General features: G+C 64.7%; 16 protein-coding genes. 8 read left to right on the plus strand and 8 right to left on the minus strand.

Annotation, left to right across the window (positions count from 1 at the left end):
- Positions 1-82 precede the first annotated feature (82 nt).
- Entirely contained in the window at positions 83-1,102 is a 1,020-nt protein-coding gene (locus tag YU3_RS0114035; RefSeq protein ID WP_027166852.1) for a LacI family DNA-binding transcriptional regulator, read from the plus strand.
- On the opposite strand, the gene YU3_RS0114040 is transcribed toward YU3_RS0114035, so the two are convergent.
- The 5 genes from YU3_RS0114040 to YU3_RS0114060 form a co-directional block, all read right to left on the minus strand.
- Entirely contained in the window at positions 1,092-1,892 is an 801-nt protein-coding gene (locus tag YU3_RS0114040; protein ID WP_027166853.1) for an inositol monophosphatase family protein, read from the minus strand. The two genes, YU3_RS0114035 and YU3_RS0114040, sit on opposite strands and share 11 nt — an antisense overlap.
- Positions 1,893-1,967: 75 nt before the next feature.
- Positions 1,968-2,966 carry an LLM class flavin-dependent oxidoreductase gene (locus YU3_RS0114045; RefSeq protein ID WP_027166854.1) on the minus strand — a complete coding sequence of 333 codons (999 nt, stop codon included), beginning with the start codon at positions 2,964-2,966 and terminating at the stop codon, positions 1,968-1,970.
- A 3-nt stretch (positions 2,967-2,969) separates the two neighbouring features.
- On the minus strand, positions 2,970-3,803 hold the full coding sequence (locus YU3_RS0114050; RefSeq protein WP_027166855.1) for an arylamine N-acetyltransferase: 834 nt from the start codon (positions 3,801-3,803) through the stop codon (positions 2,970-2,972).
- Between the two features lie 89 nt (positions 3,804-3,892).
- Positions 3,893-5,062: an AI-2E family transporter gene (locus YU3_RS0114055; protein ID WP_027166856.1), complete on the minus strand. Its 1,170-nt coding sequence runs from the start codon at positions 5,060-5,062 to the stop codon at positions 3,893-3,895.
- A 104-nt stretch (positions 5,063-5,166) separates the two neighbouring features.
- Positions 5,167-6,228: an LLM class flavin-dependent oxidoreductase gene (locus tag YU3_RS0114060; RefSeq protein WP_027166857.1), complete on the minus strand. Its 1,062-nt coding sequence runs from the start codon at positions 6,226-6,228 to the stop codon at positions 5,167-5,169.
- A 228-nt stretch (positions 6,229-6,456) separates the two neighbouring features.
- On the opposite strand from YU3_RS0114060, the gene YU3_RS0114065 reads away from it, so the two are divergent.
- Positions 6,457-6,885, plus strand: coding sequence for a DUF6481 family protein (locus YU3_RS0114065; RefSeq protein ID WP_027166858.1), 429 nt, complete (start codon positions 6,457-6,459; stop codon positions 6,883-6,885).
- A 189-nt stretch (positions 6,886-7,074) separates the two neighbouring features.
- On the opposite strand, the gene sugE is transcribed toward YU3_RS0114065, so the two are convergent.
- Complete coding sequence (gene sugE, locus YU3_RS0114070) at positions 7,075-7,389, minus strand: quaternary ammonium compound efflux SMR transporter SugE (RefSeq protein WP_027166859.1); 315 nt, start codon at positions 7,387-7,389, stop codon at positions 7,075-7,077.
- 193 nt (positions 7,390-7,582) lie between these two features.
- Positions 7,583-7,708: a hypothetical protein gene (locus tag YU3_RS42110; protein WP_095769470.1), complete on the minus strand. Its 126-nt coding sequence runs from the start codon at positions 7,706-7,708 to the stop codon at positions 7,583-7,585.
- A 210-nt stretch (positions 7,709-7,918) separates the two neighbouring features.
- Between YU3_RS42110 and YU3_RS0114080 the strand changes: the two genes are divergently transcribed.
- The 3 genes from YU3_RS0114080 to YU3_RS0114090 all read left to right on the plus strand — a co-directional run bounded on the left by YU3_RS0114080 (position 7,919) and on the right by YU3_RS0114090 (position 10,251).
- The gene (locus YU3_RS0114080) at positions 7,919-8,728 is read left to right on the plus strand and encodes a transglutaminase family protein (RefSeq protein WP_027166860.1); all 810 of its coding nucleotides are present in this window, start codon (positions 7,919-7,921) and stop codon (positions 8,726-8,728) included.
- 122 nt (positions 8,729-8,850) lie between these two features.
- The gene (locus YU3_RS0114085) at positions 8,851-9,810 is read left to right on the plus strand and encodes a cation diffusion facilitator family transporter (protein WP_027166861.1); all 960 of its coding nucleotides are present in this window, start codon (positions 8,851-8,853) and stop codon (positions 9,808-9,810) included.
- 36 nt (positions 9,811-9,846) lie between these two features.
- Positions 9,847-10,251 carry a GFA family protein gene (locus YU3_RS0114090; RefSeq protein WP_027166862.1) on the plus strand — a complete coding sequence of 135 codons (405 nt, stop codon included), beginning with the start codon at positions 9,847-9,849 and terminating at the stop codon, positions 10,249-10,251.
- A 247-nt stretch (positions 10,252-10,498) separates the two neighbouring features.
- Here YU3_RS0114090 and YU3_RS0114095 read toward each other — a convergent pair whose 3' ends face one another.
- Positions 10,499-11,746 carry a DNA recombination protein RmuC gene (locus YU3_RS0114095; RefSeq protein ID WP_027166863.1) on the minus strand — a complete coding sequence of 416 codons (1,248 nt, stop codon included), beginning with the start codon at positions 11,744-11,746 and terminating at the stop codon, positions 10,499-10,501.
- 103 nt (positions 11,747-11,849) lie between these two features.
- Here YU3_RS0114095 and def point away from each other — a divergent pair, with 103 nt between their 5' ends.
- The 3 genes from def to YU3_RS0114110 are packed head-to-tail and all read left to right on the plus strand — an operon-like array spanning position 11,850 to position 13,895.
- Positions 11,850-12,380 carry a peptide deformylase gene (gene def / locus YU3_RS0114100; protein WP_027166864.1) on the plus strand — a complete coding sequence of 177 codons (531 nt, stop codon included), beginning with the start codon at positions 11,850-11,852 and terminating at the stop codon, positions 12,378-12,380.
- 58 nt (positions 12,381-12,438) lie between these two features.
- Positions 12,439-13,392: a methionyl-tRNA formyltransferase gene (gene fmt / locus YU3_RS0114105; protein WP_027166865.1), complete on the plus strand. Its 954-nt coding sequence runs from the start codon at positions 12,439-12,441 to the stop codon at positions 13,390-13,392.
- Positions 13,389-13,895: an N-acetyltransferase gene (locus YU3_RS0114110; protein ID WP_027166866.1), complete on the plus strand. Its 507-nt coding sequence runs from the start codon at positions 13,389-13,391 to the stop codon at positions 13,893-13,895. Before fmt ends, YU3_RS0114110 begins: the two co-directional genes overlap by 4 nt.
- The last annotated feature ends 7 nt before the right edge of the window (positions 13,896-13,902 follow it).

Consider the following 13,902-nt stretch of genomic DNA (forward strand, 5'->3'; position numbering starts at 1 on the left):
TTCAGCCAAATAAGGGCGGCGAAACGTTTCGAAAATGACAGTGTCAGGGCGGAAAAACCAGCGGAAATCAACGGCGCCGACCATGCTGCATGTGGCGGAGGCGGCGCGCGTTTCCGTCGCCACCGTTTCGGCATTGCTCAACGGCACCGCGACCGTCAGTCCGGAGCTCAGCCAGCGCATCGAGCAGGCGATCCGCGACATCGGCTACAAGCGCAATGCCATTGCCCGCAGCCTGAAGATGGGCACCACGCGGACCATCGGCCTGACCGTGCCGCACATCACCAACCCGTTCTTCACCGATGTTGTGTCGGTCATCCAGCAGGCATTCGACCGCGCCGGCTATGCCGTCATGCTGTGCTGCACGGATGAGGACCTGAACACGCAGGACGAGCAGATCCGCCTGCTGCTCGACCGGATGGTCGACGGGCTGATCGTGGCGCGCGTCGGCGATGGCGGCATTCTGAAGAGCATCGTCGAAGACGCCAATGTGCCGGTGGTGCTCCTCGACCGCCTTTGCGAAGGCGTCGACACCGATGCGGTGGTGCTGGACAACCAGCGCGCCGTGTTCGACGCCATCACGTATCTCGTCCACCTCGGCCACAGGCGCATCGGCTACATCACCGGAACATCCGACATATCCCCCATGCACGGCCGCATGACCGGTTACCGCGAGGCGCTGCAGGCGGCCGGCCTGCCGGTGGCGGAGGAGCTCGTGCGCTCCGGCAATTTCCACGAGATCGACGGCTACAATGCGACCATGCAGCTGCTGTCGCTGCACGACCGGCCGAGCGCGATCTTCTCGGCCAATAACCCTATGGTGATCGGCACCATGAAGGCGATCCGCGACATCGGCCTCAGCTGCCCCGAAGACATCTCGGTCGCCTGTTTCGACGACTTTCCGTGGTCGGACGTGTTCGTGCCGCAACTAACCACGGTGGCGCAGCCGGTGCAGGCGATCGGCGAGCAGGCGGCGAACCTCCTGCTCGACAGATTGGCCGGCAACAGGGACGCGCCGCCGCGCAAGCTCGTCCTCAAGGGCCGGCTGATGATCCGCAATTCCTGCCGGCCGCTGGGCGCGGTCGCGCAGACCGTCAGCGCGTAGGTAAGAAGGAACTCTTGGCGAGCAGTTGCAGCGTGGGGAAGATGCGTTTGCCGCCGGCGATCACTTGCGTGCCCTGGCCGAGCACCGTCTTCGGATCGGCCTTGAGCACCGTGCCGCCGGCCTCCTCGACCAGCAGCATGCCCGCCAGGCAGTCCCAGGCGTTCATGTGCTCCTCGATATAGCCGAGCAGCCGGCCTGCGGCGGTGTAGGCAAGCATCAGCGCGCCCGAGGCATTGCGGTAGAAGACTCCACCCTCCGCCATTAACAGGCTGATGAGTATGACGACATTCTTGGTCGAGGCGCGGTTGGAGAGCCCGGTGCCGACCGAGCCTTCGGTAAGCGACGCCGCATTGCTGGCCTTGATCGGCTTGCCGTTGACGAAGGCGCCGGCGCCGCGGCGGCCGTAAAACGTCTCGTCGGTCGAAGGTTCATGGATGACGCCGACAATCGTCTCGCCGTCCCTGGCGCAGGCGATCACCACGCACCAGGCGGGAATGCCGCGCACGAAATTGGCGGTGCCGTCGATCGGGTCGATCACCCAGACATGACCGGTCTTTCCCGCCACGGCCGCGTGCTCCTCGCCGACGATGCCGTCTTGTGGATAGGCCTCGGCAATTGCCGCGCGGATGAACAGCTCGACTTCGCGGTCGCCTTCGGAGACCAGGTCCTGGTGGCCCTTGCTCTCGACGGTCAAATTGTCGAGGTCGCGAAAATATTTCAGCCCAAGCTCGCCGGCGCGCCGCGCCAGGTCGATGGCAAAATGCATGCGGTCGTCGAGATCTCTGGTCACGGGAACACTCGTGATTGAGGAAAAATGCTCCATGCCCTTAGCAGGCCAGCATGTCAGGCAAAAGCCGTGGCGTGGTCAGGCCGCCTTCGACATCGATTTATGCACGTCGGCGAGGATCTCGAAGGACCGCACGCGCGCCGCGTGGTCGAAGCACTGCGCCGTCACCATCAGTTCGTCGGCGCCGGTGCGGCTTATGAAGGCGTCGATGCCCTGGCGCACCGTTTCCGGCGAACCGACGACGGCGCAGGACAGCGCCTGGGCAAGTATGGTTTTCGCGACGGGATCGAGATCGCGGTCGTAATTCTCGACCGGCGGCGGCAATTGCCCGGGACGGCCGCTGCGCAGATTGACGAAGGCCTGCTGCAGCGAGCTGAACAGCAGTTTTGCCTCGGCGTCCGTCGGCGCCGCAAAGACGTTGAGGCCGAGCATGACGTAGGGCTTGTCGAGCTGCGCCGAGGGCTGGAAGCGCGTGCGGTAGACCTCCAGCGCATGGTCGAGCTCGGCCGGCGCGAAATGCGAGGCGAACGCATAGGGCAGGCCGAGAAGCGCGGCGAGTTGCGCGCCATAGAGGCTTGAGCCGAGGATCCACACCGGCACGGTCTGGCCTTCGCCGGGCACTGCGCGGATGCGCTGGCCTTCCTCGGCCGGCTGGAAATAGCCCATCAGCTCGACAACGTCCTGCGGGAAGTTGTCGGCGCTTTCGAGGTTGCGGCGCAGCGCCCTTGCGGTCAGCATATCGGTGCCCGGCGCGCGGCCGAGCCCGAGGTCGATGCGGCCAGGGAAAAGTGCCGCCAGCGTGCCGAACTGCTCGGCGATCACCAGCGGCGCATGGTTGGGCAGCATGATGCCGCCGGCGCCGACGCGGATGGTCCTGGTGCCGCCGGCGACATGCGCGATCACCACCGATGTGGCGGCGCTGGCGATGCCCGGCATGTTGTGGTGCTCGGCCAGCCAGTAGCGCGTGTAGCCGAGACGCTCGGCATGGCAGGCAAGGTCGAGCGAATTGGCAAGCGACTGCGAAGCGGTGCTGCCTTGCGTGATCGGCGACAGGTCGAGAACCGAAAGGGCGGTCATTGGTCAGGTCTCCACGATGCGTTTTTCCCGCAGCCTTGCCTCGAAGGCGGTGCGGTCGGGAATGACGACGGCAAGCTGGTTCTCCAGCAGGTCGGCGAGTTCGCTGGCCGTCGCGATTTCACGCTGCTCGCCGCGGCCGCCGGCATGGTGCGTCGACAGCCGGTTGTTGCGCAGCGCGTAGCGCCGGTCGGGCAGGGCGAGCGCGGCCACCAGCGTCGACAGGAAATGCGAGCTCGGATGCGTCGACAGGAAATGGCTGGCGACCCGGTAGTCGACCTCATGGGCTTGGCTCATGTCGAAGCGGTAGAGCGTGCGCCAGTCATCGGCGATGTTGGCACCGCCGATATTGGCCTGCAGGCGGAATTGGTCGCCAGTTCCGACCAGGCGGAAGGTTTCATGCGGCGTCTGTTGCTCAAGCCCGGGTTCCAACAGCAGCGGCGCCGTCAGCGTCAGGCCGCCGAAGCCGACATCGGCGATGTAAGTGAGGCCGCCAAGCTCGATACGCAACAGCATGTGGCTGCGCGCGGTGATGGCATCGTCCGGCTGCCCCCACAGCACGCGGGCGGCCAGTCCGCTGACCATGAAGCCCAGCTGTTCCAGCGCATGCATGAAGATCAGATTGTGTTCGAAGCAATAGCCGCCGCGGCCCTGGCTGACGATCTTGTCCTGCAGCGAAGCAACATCGAGCCCGACCGAAACGCCCATCAAGGCATCGACGTTCTCGAACGGGATCGCCTGCGGATGGATGGCGTGCAGCGCCTGCAGCGTGGCCAGCGTAGGGTCGGTCGGCCCGCCGTAGCCGATGCGGGCGAAATAGCCATCGAGATCTAAGCTCATTCAGGGACAGGTCCGGCTTGACCGGTCCGATATAGGCACTCCCCGCCGGCGCCGCAAACGATCGGCCGGAACATGGAATTGGGCCAGCGTTACGGCGTTGACTTGTGATTGTTCTCGGCCGGCTCGTCGTCGACGATGGCCGTGTGCTGCGCCGCCAGGAAGTTGCCGACGTGGCTCAAGCCGTCGAAATGGTCGCAGAACACCTTGATGACGACCAGCAGCGGCACCGCCATCAGCGCGCCGACGAAGCCCCACAGCCATGACCAGAAGGCGATGGCGATGAAGATCGCCACCGCGTTGATCTCGAGCCGCCGGCCCACCACCATCGGCGTCACGAACTGGCCTTCGACGATGTCGCACAGCACCACGAAGGCCGGCGCCAGCAGCGCATAGGCGATCGTATCGAAGCTGATCAGCGCGATGACCGTAACGAGCAGGATCGTCATCAGCGCGCCGACATAGGGGAGGAAATTGAGCAGCGCCGCGGCCGCGCCCCAGACCAGCGGGTTGGGCATGCCGAGTCCCCAAAGGCCAAGCCCGATCACCGTGCCGAGACCCATATTGATCATGGCGACCGTGAGCAAATAGTGCGAGATTTCGCGCTCGACATCATAGACGACGCGCAGCGCCCGCTTCTTCTGGGTAAGGCTGGTGAAGGACTGGACGATCTTCTCGTAAAACAGCGTGCCGGAGGCGAGCAGGAACAGCGACAGCACGAAGACGATGGTGATCGAGGTGCCTGCTTCGAGGATGTTGCTGGCGGCCGTGGACAGGACGCCGGATGGCGCCACCGCGACCTTCTGCACGCCCGGCTCCTGTGAGGTCTCGGTCAGCGCTTCCAGCTGATGCGCGAGATCCATCACCCGTTCGAGCGGCCGTCTGAGCGGCGCCAAGCGCTCGGTGAGCTGCTGGCCGATCGAATAGCTGTTGTTGATCAGGTCGATGACGGGAGCGCTGAGCAGATAGCCGGCAACAGCGAAAATGAAGATCGACAGCAGCACCAGCAGCGTCGCCGAGACAACCTCCGGAATGCCGCGCTTGCGCAGGAAGCGCACGATCGGCGTCAGCGTCAGCGCCAGCAGGAACGCAAGCACCACCGGCATGAAGAAGGCGCGGGCGAAATAAAGCGCGGCGGCCGTCATCAGAATGAAGATACCGATCACCAGCGACCGCATCAGGCGCATGTCCGCCCGCGCGTCGGCGCGCGTGTCAGGGCTTTCGGCAACGCTCGCGCCCGAAGCGATCGGTTCGGCTTTCATCGGTTCCCTCAGGCACCGCAACCGGTGCAATCGACGGGGAAACGTGGCTGCCCCGCCAAGGTTCCGTTAGCCGGCGGTCATGGAAGGCCTTCGGCTGCCGCCGTTCAGGCGACTGGCGCCGCGATTGCCGGAGCGGCCTTTGCCGTCTCCTTGCGCACGATCGGCGCCACCTTGGTGCCGTAGAGCTCGATCGCCTTCATGATCTTGGCGTGCGGCATGGTGCCGATCGCCATCTGCAGGAGGAAGCGGTCGTTGCCGAAAATCTTGTGCTGGGCGACGATCTTTTCCGCCACCTGCTCCGGGTTGCCGACGAACAGTGCGCCGGTGGGCCCTCGCGCCTGGTCGAAATGGGCGCGTGAGGTCGGGCCCCAGCCGCGCTCGCGGCCGATGCGGTTCATCACCTCGGCCTGCGGGCCATAAAAGCCATCGGCGGCCTGCTCCGTCGTCTCGGCGATGAAGCCGTGCACGTTGATGCTGGTGGCAAGCGTTGCAGCATCGGTCCCGGCCCGCTTCGCCGCCTCGCGATAGATATCGAACAGCGGCGCGAAACGCGCCGGCTCGCCGCCGATGATGGCCAGAGCCAGCGGCAGGCCCAGCACGCCGGCGCGGGCGGCCGATTGCGGCGTGCCGCCGATGGCGATCCAGATCGGCAGTTTTTCCTGGAACGGACGCGGATAGACGCCGCGGTCGTTGATCGGCGCGCGCAGCTTGCCTTGCCACGTCACCCTCACCTGATCGCGGATGGCGAGCAACAGGTCGAGCTTTTCGGCGAAGAGCTCGTCATAGTCCTCGAGATTGTAGCCGAACAGCGGGAAGGACTCGATGAAGGAGCCGCGCCCGGCCATGATCTCGGCGCGGCCGCCGGACAACAGGTCGAGCGTCGAAAATTGCTGGAAGACGCGCACCGGATCGTCGGAGGACAGCACGGTGACCGCGCTGGTAAGGCGGATGCGCTGCGTGCGCTCGGCCGCCGCGGCCAGCGCCACCACCGGCGCCGAGGCGGCATAGTCGGGGCGGTGATGCTCGCCAAGGCCGAACACGTCGAGCCCGACCTGGTCGGCCAGCTCGATTTCCTCGATGAGGTTGCGCAGCCGCTCATGCGTGCCGATGGCGCCGGGACCCGGTTCCGGGCTGACATCGGCGAAAGTATAGAGACCGAGTTCCATCAGGCTGCGTCCTCAATGTTCATATGGGCGTTGGTTGTCGGCGCTAGAGGTAGCCATCTACCCCGCCGTCCGCCAGAGGCGCGATCTGTGAACAGTGCATCGCGCCTGCCGGGCCGTATCCTTGCGGCAACAAGCCCATTTTTTCATGGCTGGCATACCGTTTTGGCGCTTGAACTCGCCGCGTTCGCGCGTATGTAAGCGTCGCGAATAGACTGCAAGGAAGTGGACTTGGCTATCTACAGGGAAAAAGACATTTTCGAGCGGCGCAATGCCGCGAACGAGGCAAAGAAGGCGCTCCTGGAGCGCTTCAAGGCAAAGCCGGCAGCGGATGATCCCGCGGTGCTGGCCAAGCAGGCCGAACGCAAGGCGATCCTCGCGGCCCGCGAGATCCGCGAAGCCGAGAAGGCAAGGCTGAAGCAGGAAAAGCTGGCCCGCGAAGCGGCCGAGAGGGCCGAGCGCGAGGCTGTGGCCGAGGCGGCGCGTAAAGCCGCCGAAGAGGCGGCTGCCGCGGAAGCAAAAATCCGCGAGGCCGAGGAAGCCGAGCGCATCGCTTTCGAGCTTGCCGATGAAGCCGAACGCAAGGCCAAGCGTGACGCACGCTACGCCGCCCGCAAGGCGCGTACTGGCAGGACGCCTCCGGGCTTCTCCGCCCGCTAATGCACCGTCGCCCGGAAGCGCGCAGCGGTTCTGGGATAACGACATGCATCGAGACAAAGGCTTGAAGCGCGTCGCCTGACTCCGTGTCGGCGCGACGCCCTGCAAGTCCGGGTTCGATGGAAAATGTTCAGGGTCGCCGAAAGCGGCCCTGAACGTGTTTGCACCGGAAATATTCAGGCCCGGAAATATTCAGGCAACGAGCTTTAGGCCGACGATGCCGCAGACGATCAGGCCAATGCAGGCAAGCCGGACAACAGTTACGGGTTCGCCGAGCAGCCAGACGCCGAGCAGCGCCGTGCCGACCGTGCCGATACCGGTCCACACCGCATAGGCCGTGCCGACCGGCAGTGTCTTCAGCGCCAGGCCGAGCAGGCCGAGGCTGACGATCATCGAGGCGATGGTGAGAAGGGTCGGCAGCGGCTTGGAGAAGCCGTCGGTGTATTTGAGGCCGATCGCCCAGCCGATCTCGAACAGGCCGGCGAAGAAAAGAAAGATCCAGGACATCGAAAAAACTCCGTCATCCGGCATCGGTTGAGATGCTCGGTGTGGCGGGCCGTCCCGGCCGTTTTCGGGGAAGCGAGGTCGTCCTCGCCCATTGACATAGGGTGCCCTGTTCCCCGATCAACAAAACACCGGCAGCATTGTCATGCCGCCGGTTCAAATTCTGTATTGAGCCGGACTGACCGAATTCGGTCGCCTATTTTTCCTTGATGCGCAACGCCTTGACCGGCGGCGCCTTCGGAGCCGGGGCCGCGGCGGGCTTCTTGGCGTCCTTCTTCGGTTTGCGGGCTTCCTTGCCCGCCTTCATCGCACCTTTAGCCATGATTCGCTCCTCCGATTGTGGACGTGCGAGTGAAACAAGAGAAATGCCCGGCTGCAAGAGGATAGCGCCTCTTGAAGCCAACAGTCGAGCGCTTTCAACCGGTTTCTAATTTGCTCGTAAACCACACCGGTCCGTGCGATGGTCTTCTTCGCACTGCAGCATCGGCCCGGCCTTCGCCGGGCGATGATCAAGCAGCCGGTCAGGGAGAAAATGCGAATTCACATCGGCTGCGAGATGAGCTTCGACTTTCCGCAGGAAGCGCCACTGATCGCGATGCTCAACGTCCACTACTCCCGCGCCTCCGATCTTGAGCGGCCGGATTTCCTGACCTCCACGCCGCCGGTGCCGATCCAGAGCTACCGCGACAGTTTCGGCAACTGGTGCAACCGGCTCGTCGCCCCTCCAGGGCGTTTTACCTTCGGCACCGATGCCATCATCCGCGATTCCGGCACCTTCGAGATGGGTGACCTGTTGGCCTGGCAACACGAGGTGCGTGACCTGCCATCGGACACGCTCTTGTTCCTTCTGCCCAGCCGCTATTGCGAAAGCGATGTGCTGGCAAGCGACGCCTGGCGGTTGTTTGGTCACACCCCGCTCGGCGTTCCGCGCGTCCAGGCGGTCTGCGACTTCGTCCACAACCATCTCGTTTTCAACTACGCCAATGCGCGGCCGACGCGAACCGCGGCAGAGGCTTACCGCGAGCAGAGCGGCGTGTGCCGCGATTTTGCCCATCTCGCCGTCGCCTTTTGCCGGGCGCTCAACATTCCGACCCGCTACTGCACCGGCTATATCAGCGACATCGGACTGCCAAAACCCTGGGCCTCGATGGATTTCGCCGCTTGGATGGAAGTCTATCTCGGCGGCCGCTGGCACGCTTTCGATCCGCGCAACAATGCCCCGCGCATCGGTCGCATCCTGATTGCCTCCGGCCGCGACGCGGCCGACGTGCCGCTGACCCATATCTTTGGACCGGGCACGCTCGCCGGTTTCAGGGTATGGACCGACGAAGTCGTCGAATAGGGCTTCGCGTCACGAGCCACCCTGCTCCTTGTGCGACCCGACCGTTGGCGCGTCGTGCATAGCTGTGGAGCTTCGGCCGGCAGGCCGCTAAGGTCGGTCGCATCGGACAGGTCAGGAACCAGATGGCAGGCCACGCCGGCTCGAGAAAAGTGATCTACGCCGCGCTCGCCGGCAACCTGGCGATCGCGCTGACCAAATTCGCGGCCGCGTCCTTCACCGGTTCGTCCGCCATGCTGTCGGAAGGCGTGCATTCGCTGGTCGATACCGGCAACGGCGGGCTCCTGCTCTATGGCATGCACCGCGCCGCGCGCCCGCCTGATCGCACGCACCCGCTCGGCCACGGACGCGAGCTCTATTTCTGGAGTTTCATCGTCGCGCTTCTGGTCTTCGCGCTGGGCGCCGGCGTTTCCCTCTATGAGGGCATCATCCACATCATGGCGCCGGAACCGGTCGTCAACGTCAAGGTCAACTATATCGTGCTCGGCCTCTCCTTCCTGTTCGAGGGCAGCTCCTGGCTGGTAGCGCTGAAGGAGTTCCGTCAGCAGAAGGGCCGCCAGGGCTGGTTCGAAGCCGTGCGCCGCAGCAAGGATCCGAGCGTCTACACGGTGCTGTTCGAGGACAGCGCCGCGCTGCTCGGCCTGATCGTCGCCTTTGCCGGCATCCTGTCAGCCGAACTTCTGGAAATGCCCGAGCTCGACGGCGTCGGCTCGATCGGCATTGCCATCATCCTGGGCGCGACCGCAATCTTCCTGGCACGCGAGAGCAAGGGCCTGCTGCTCGGTGAGCCTGCGTCGCCCGAGGTGCAAGGAAAGGTGCTGGCGATCGCCCAGGAGGATCCGGCCGTCCAGCGGGCGAACGGTATCCTGAGCGTCCATATCGGGCCGGAGGAAATCGTCGCGGGTTTGAGCATCGAATTCGAGGATCATCTCACCGCGCCCGAGATCGAAGCCTGCGTCGAGCGACTGGAGGCGAGGTTGAAGAAGGACATGCCGCAAATATCGAGGCTCTTCGTCAAGCCGCAAGCGGCTGGCACATGGGAGCAGCGGCGCAAGGCTATCGCCGAGGCCTCGGAGGAGGGTTAGTTTCGCCTTAGCGCGAACCTGTCAGGAGGAAGACCGATGAAGATCGACGGCGGGTGCCATTGCGGCGCCATCACCTATGAGGCGGAGGTCGATCCGGAAAAGACCTCGATCTGCCACTGCACGGATTGCCAGCAACTAACCGGCACGGCGTTCCGCGTATCGATCCGGGTGCCGGAAGAGGACTACCGCATCACCAAGGGCGAGCCGAAGGTCTATATCAAGACCGGGGCGAGCGGCGCCAAGCGGGCGCAGGGCTTCTGCGGCGACTGCGGCTCGCATCTTTATGCAACGTCGGTCGGCGACGGGCCTAAGGTCTACGGCATCAGGGTCGGCACCGCGCGCCAGCGCGACCAGTTGGTACCGAGGACCCAGTATTGGCATCGTTCGGCGCTGCACTGGCTGCCGGAATTCGAGGGCACGAGGATCGTCGAGGAGCAGTAGGAAGCGCGGCGTCGGGCGAGACTTCATCATTCTAGGGCGGAGCAAGGAGCGAAGCGACGCGCGCAGACCCTGGAATCCATGCCGTGACTGCGGAGCGCCGCAACGCTGCAGAATTCTGTTCCGTCGCGTTTCACGGCAAGGGTCATGGCCTGGATCCCCGGGTCTGCGCGTCCGCTTCGCTTCCGCTACGCCCGTGGATGACGAAGGGATGGGCGCTCGGCTAATCGCCAGCGGCGTAACAACCCACCTACTCGTCGCCTTCGACGACGCGCAGCCTGAGCTGGCCCGTCTTGGAATCAGCCACCCGTGTCGCGCCTTCCGTCTTGGCGGGGCCACTATGCGGCGCCTCGGTTTCCGCGAATTCCAGCGCCTCGATCTTCTGGCTGCGCTTGGTCACCTTCGACGTCGACACGAGAATGTCGTCGATGTCCCGCGTCGCTTGGCCGAAATGCGTCTGCAGCCGGCGCACCCGCTCATCGACCCTGGCCACATCCTCCATCAGCCGTATGACCTCGCCCTGGATGAGATGCGCCTGCTCGCGCATGCGGGCGTCCTTCAGGATCGCCTGGATGACCTGGATCGACAACATCAGCAGCGAGGGCGACACGATGACGACGCGGGCGCGGTGCGCCTTCTGCACGACCGCCTCGAAATTCTCGTGGATTTCGGCGAATACCGATTCCGACGGCACGAACATGAAGGCGGTGTCCTGCGTCTCGCCCTGGATCAGGTATTTTTCCGCGATATCGCGGATATGCACCTCGATGTCGCGCCGAAAGGCCTGCGCCGCCGCCTTCTGCATGTCGGCGCCCTCGGCGGCGCGGATGGCGTTCCACGCTTCCAGCGGGAACTTGGCGTCGATGGCGAGCATCGGCGCGCCGTTCGGCATGCGCACCAGGCAATCGGGCCGGCTGCCGTTGCTGAGAGTAGCCTGGAACTCGTAAGCGCCGTGCGGCAGGCCATCGGCGACGATCACCTCCATGCGCGACTGGCCGAAGGCGCCGCGCGTCTGCTTGTTGGACAGGATCGCCTGCAACTGCACGACCTGGCCGGCTAAAGACTGGATGTTGCCTTGCGCGGTGTCGATCACCGCCAGCCGCTCCTGCAGCTTGGCCAGGCTTTCATGCGTCGACTTGGTCTGCTCGGTCATGGTCTGGCCAAGGCGGCCGGTCATGGCGTCGAGCCGTTGTCCCAGCGACTGGGTGAGCTCGGCCTGCCGCGCGCCGAACACCTCCGCAATCGCTCCCATGCGGCCCTGCATCTCGGCCTGGCTCTGCAGGATATCGGCCATTCGGGCCTCGGTATCGCGTGCATGGTCCGCCGCCTCAGTCGCGGCAACCGCGCGCGCCTTGGCCGCGCGCCACAGGGCAACGACGAGCGCCGCGAAAAGCACGACCAGCAGGACTGCGCCGAAACCAAACGCCTGCCCGAGCGTGATCGTGGTGGCCCCGAGCCGCGCGACCGGTTGCGAAAGGATAGTGGTCATGTCGTTCATTTGGGCAGCATAGCCGATTCGCCCCGCCGGCACAGATCAAAACGTGAACGGGCCAAACATGCCCCCGTTGACGCTTTTCCAACGAGGTCTTAGGTGAGACGCCATGTCGATCAAGCCGCTCATCATTCTTCCCGATCCCATCCTGCGCCAGGTTTCCAAGCCGGTGGAGCGCGTCGACGGCGACCTGCGCAAGCTCGCCGACGACATGCTGGAGACCATGTATGACGCGCCGGGCATCGGCCTCGCGGCGATCCAGGTCGGCGAGCCGCGGCGGCTGTTGGTCATCGACCTCGCCAAGGAAGGCGAGCCGCCCGAGCCGCATGTCTTCATCAATCCGGAAATCCTCGAAACCGCCGATCAGCGTTCGGTCTATGAGGAAGGCTGCCTCTCGATCCCCGACTATTACGCCGAGGTCGAGCGCCCGGCTTCCGTGCGGGTGAAATATCTCGACCGTGACGGCAAGTTGCAGGAGATGCAGGCGGAAGGCCTGATGGCCACCTGCCTGCAGCACGAGATCGACCATCTCAACGGCGTGCTGTTCATCGACCACATCTCGAAGCTGAAGCGCGACATGGTGGTGAGGAAATTCAAGAAGCTCGCCAAGGACAAGGCGCCGGGCAAGATGGTGGGTTAAGGCCGTCCGGGCGGCGCGTGCACCTGAAAACTACGACGAGACAGGATCGCAAAACGTCATGCCGCTTCGCGTCATCTTCATGGGGACGCCGGATTTTTCCGTGCCCACGCTCCGCGCGATCGCCGAGGCCGGCCATGAGATCGCGGCCGTCTACACTCAGCCGCCGCGTGCCGCCGGCCGGCGCGGGCTGGAGCTGACGCCCTCGCCGGTTCAGCGCGAGGCCGAACGGCTTGGCCTTGAGGTGCGGGCGCCGACATCGCTGAAGGGCGAGGCAGAGCAGCGGGCTTTCGCCGCCTTGCAGGCCGATGTCGCCATTGTCGTCGCCTATGGCCTGCTCCTGCCGAAAGCCATCTTGGACGCCCCCAGGCTCGGCTGCCTCAACGGCCATGCCTCACTTTTGCCGCGCTGGCGTGGTGCCGCTCCCATCCAGCGCGCCATCATGGCCGGCGATGCCGAGACCGGCATGACGGTCATGAAGATGGAAGAAGGTTTGGACACCGGGCCGGTGGCAATGGTTGAAAAATGCGCCATCGCTCCCGATATGACGGCCGGCGAACTGCATGACCGCCTGATGGCTCAAGGCGCTTCGCTGATGGTGCGGGCGCTCGCGCAGTTGGGGATAAATTGTCTGACATTTACCCAACAGGCAACGGCAGGGGTGACCTACGCCCGAAAGATCGATAAATCGGAGACACGCGTAGACTGGACGCGGCCTGCCGGCGAAGTCCACAACCACATTCGCGGCCTTTCGCCCTTTCCCGGCGCTTGGTGCGAGGTCGACATTGGCGGCCGCATGGAGCGGCTGAAACTGCTTCGCTCGACGCTCTCGGAAGGCCCGTCGCTTTCTGGAGATTTGGGCGAGTCGGGAGGAATTCTCGATGACCGGCTGACGGTCGCCTGCGGGACAGGCGCGGTCAGGCTGGTCGAAGTTCAACGGGCGGGCGGAAAGCCCGCCGCCGCGCAGGAGTTTTTGCGCGGAGCCAAGATCGAAAAAGGAATGAAACTCAAATGAGCATGATGTCGATACGCGCGGCGACGCCGCGGGATCGCGAGGCGATCCGTCTCGTCGAAGAGCATGCCTTTGGCCAGCAGGCGGAAGCCGGCCTGGTCGACGCGCTGGTCACCGGCGGCGATGCCGTCGTCGAACTGGTTGCGGAAGAAGACGGCCAGGTCGTCGGCCACATCCTGTTTTCCAGGCTTTACGTGCAGAATGGCGGCAAGCGCTTCGCGGCCGTCGCGCTGGCGCCGCTGGCCGTCGAACCCTCCTTCCACGGCACCGGCATCGGCGGCGCGCTGATCCGCGAGGCGCATGTCCGCCTCAAGCAAGCCGGCGAGACGCTGGCCGTCGTTCTGGGCGATCCGGTCTATTACGGCCGCTTCGGCTACACCCATGCCCGCGCCGCAAAGTTCGAGAGCGAGTATCAGGGCGAGGCGCTGCAGGCGCTGGCCTGGGGCGAGGCGCCGGAGACCGGCAAGCTGGTCTACGCTTCGGCCTTCACCGCCTTAGCCGCCTAGAGCATGA

This window comes from Mesorhizobium sp. WSM3224, assembly GCF_000427725.1.
Taxonomy (GTDB): domain Bacteria; phylum Pseudomonadota; class Alphaproteobacteria; order Rhizobiales; family Rhizobiaceae; genus Mesorhizobium.

Excerpts from the sequence above, each read along its gene's own strand:
- YU3_RS0114085 (WP_027166861.1), top strand. The coding sequence starts at position 8,851 with ATGGCAGGCCACGCCGGCTCGAGAAAAGTGATCTACGCCGCGCTCGCC.
- YU3_RS0114080 (WP_027166860.1), top strand. The coding sequence starts at position 7,919 with ATGCGAATTCACATCGGCTGCGAGATGAGCTTCGACTTTCCGCAGGAA.
- YU3_RS0114035 (WP_027166852.1), top strand. The coding sequence starts at position 83 with ATGCTGCATGTGGCGGAGGCGGCGCGCGTTTCCGTCGCCACCGTTTCG.
- YU3_RS0114090 (WP_027166862.1), top strand. The coding sequence starts at position 9,847 with ATGAAGATCGACGGCGGGTGCCATTGCGGCGCCATCACCTATGAGGCG.
- fmt (WP_027166865.1), top strand. The coding sequence starts at position 12,439 with ATGCCGCTTCGCGTCATCTTCATGGGGACGCCGGATTTTTCCGTGCCC.
- YU3_RS0114095 (WP_027166863.1), bottom strand. The coding sequence starts at position 11,746 with ATGAACGACATGACCACTATCCTTTCGCAACCGGTCGCGCGGCTCGGG.
- def (WP_027166864.1), top strand. The coding sequence starts at position 11,850 with ATGTCGATCAAGCCGCTCATCATTCTTCCCGATCCCATCCTGCGCCAG.
- YU3_RS42110 (WP_095769470.1), bottom strand. The coding sequence starts at position 7,708 with ATGGCTAAAGGTGCGATGAAGGCGGGCAAGGAAGCCCGCAAACCGAAG.
- YU3_RS0114110 (WP_027166866.1), top strand. The coding sequence starts at position 13,389 with ATGAGCATGATGTCGATACGCGCGGCGACGCCGCGGGATCGCGAGGCG.
- YU3_RS0114050 (WP_027166855.1), bottom strand. The coding sequence starts at position 3,803 with ATGAGCTTAGATCTCGATGGCTATTTCGCCCGCATCGGCTACGGCGGG.
- YU3_RS0114055 (WP_027166856.1), bottom strand. The coding sequence starts at position 5,062 with ATGAAAGCCGAACCGATCGCTTCGGGCGCGAGCGTTGCCGAAAGCCCT.
- YU3_RS0114060 (WP_027166857.1), bottom strand. The coding sequence starts at position 6,228 with ATGGAACTCGGTCTCTATACTTTCGCCGATGTCAGCCCGGAACCGGGT.
- sugE (WP_027166859.1), bottom strand. The coding sequence starts at position 7,389 with ATGTCCTGGATCTTTCTTTTCTTCGCCGGCCTGTTCGAGATCGGCTGG.
- YU3_RS0114045 (WP_027166854.1), bottom strand. The coding sequence starts at position 2,966 with ATGACCGCCCTTTCGGTTCTCGACCTGTCGCCGATCACGCAAGGCAGC.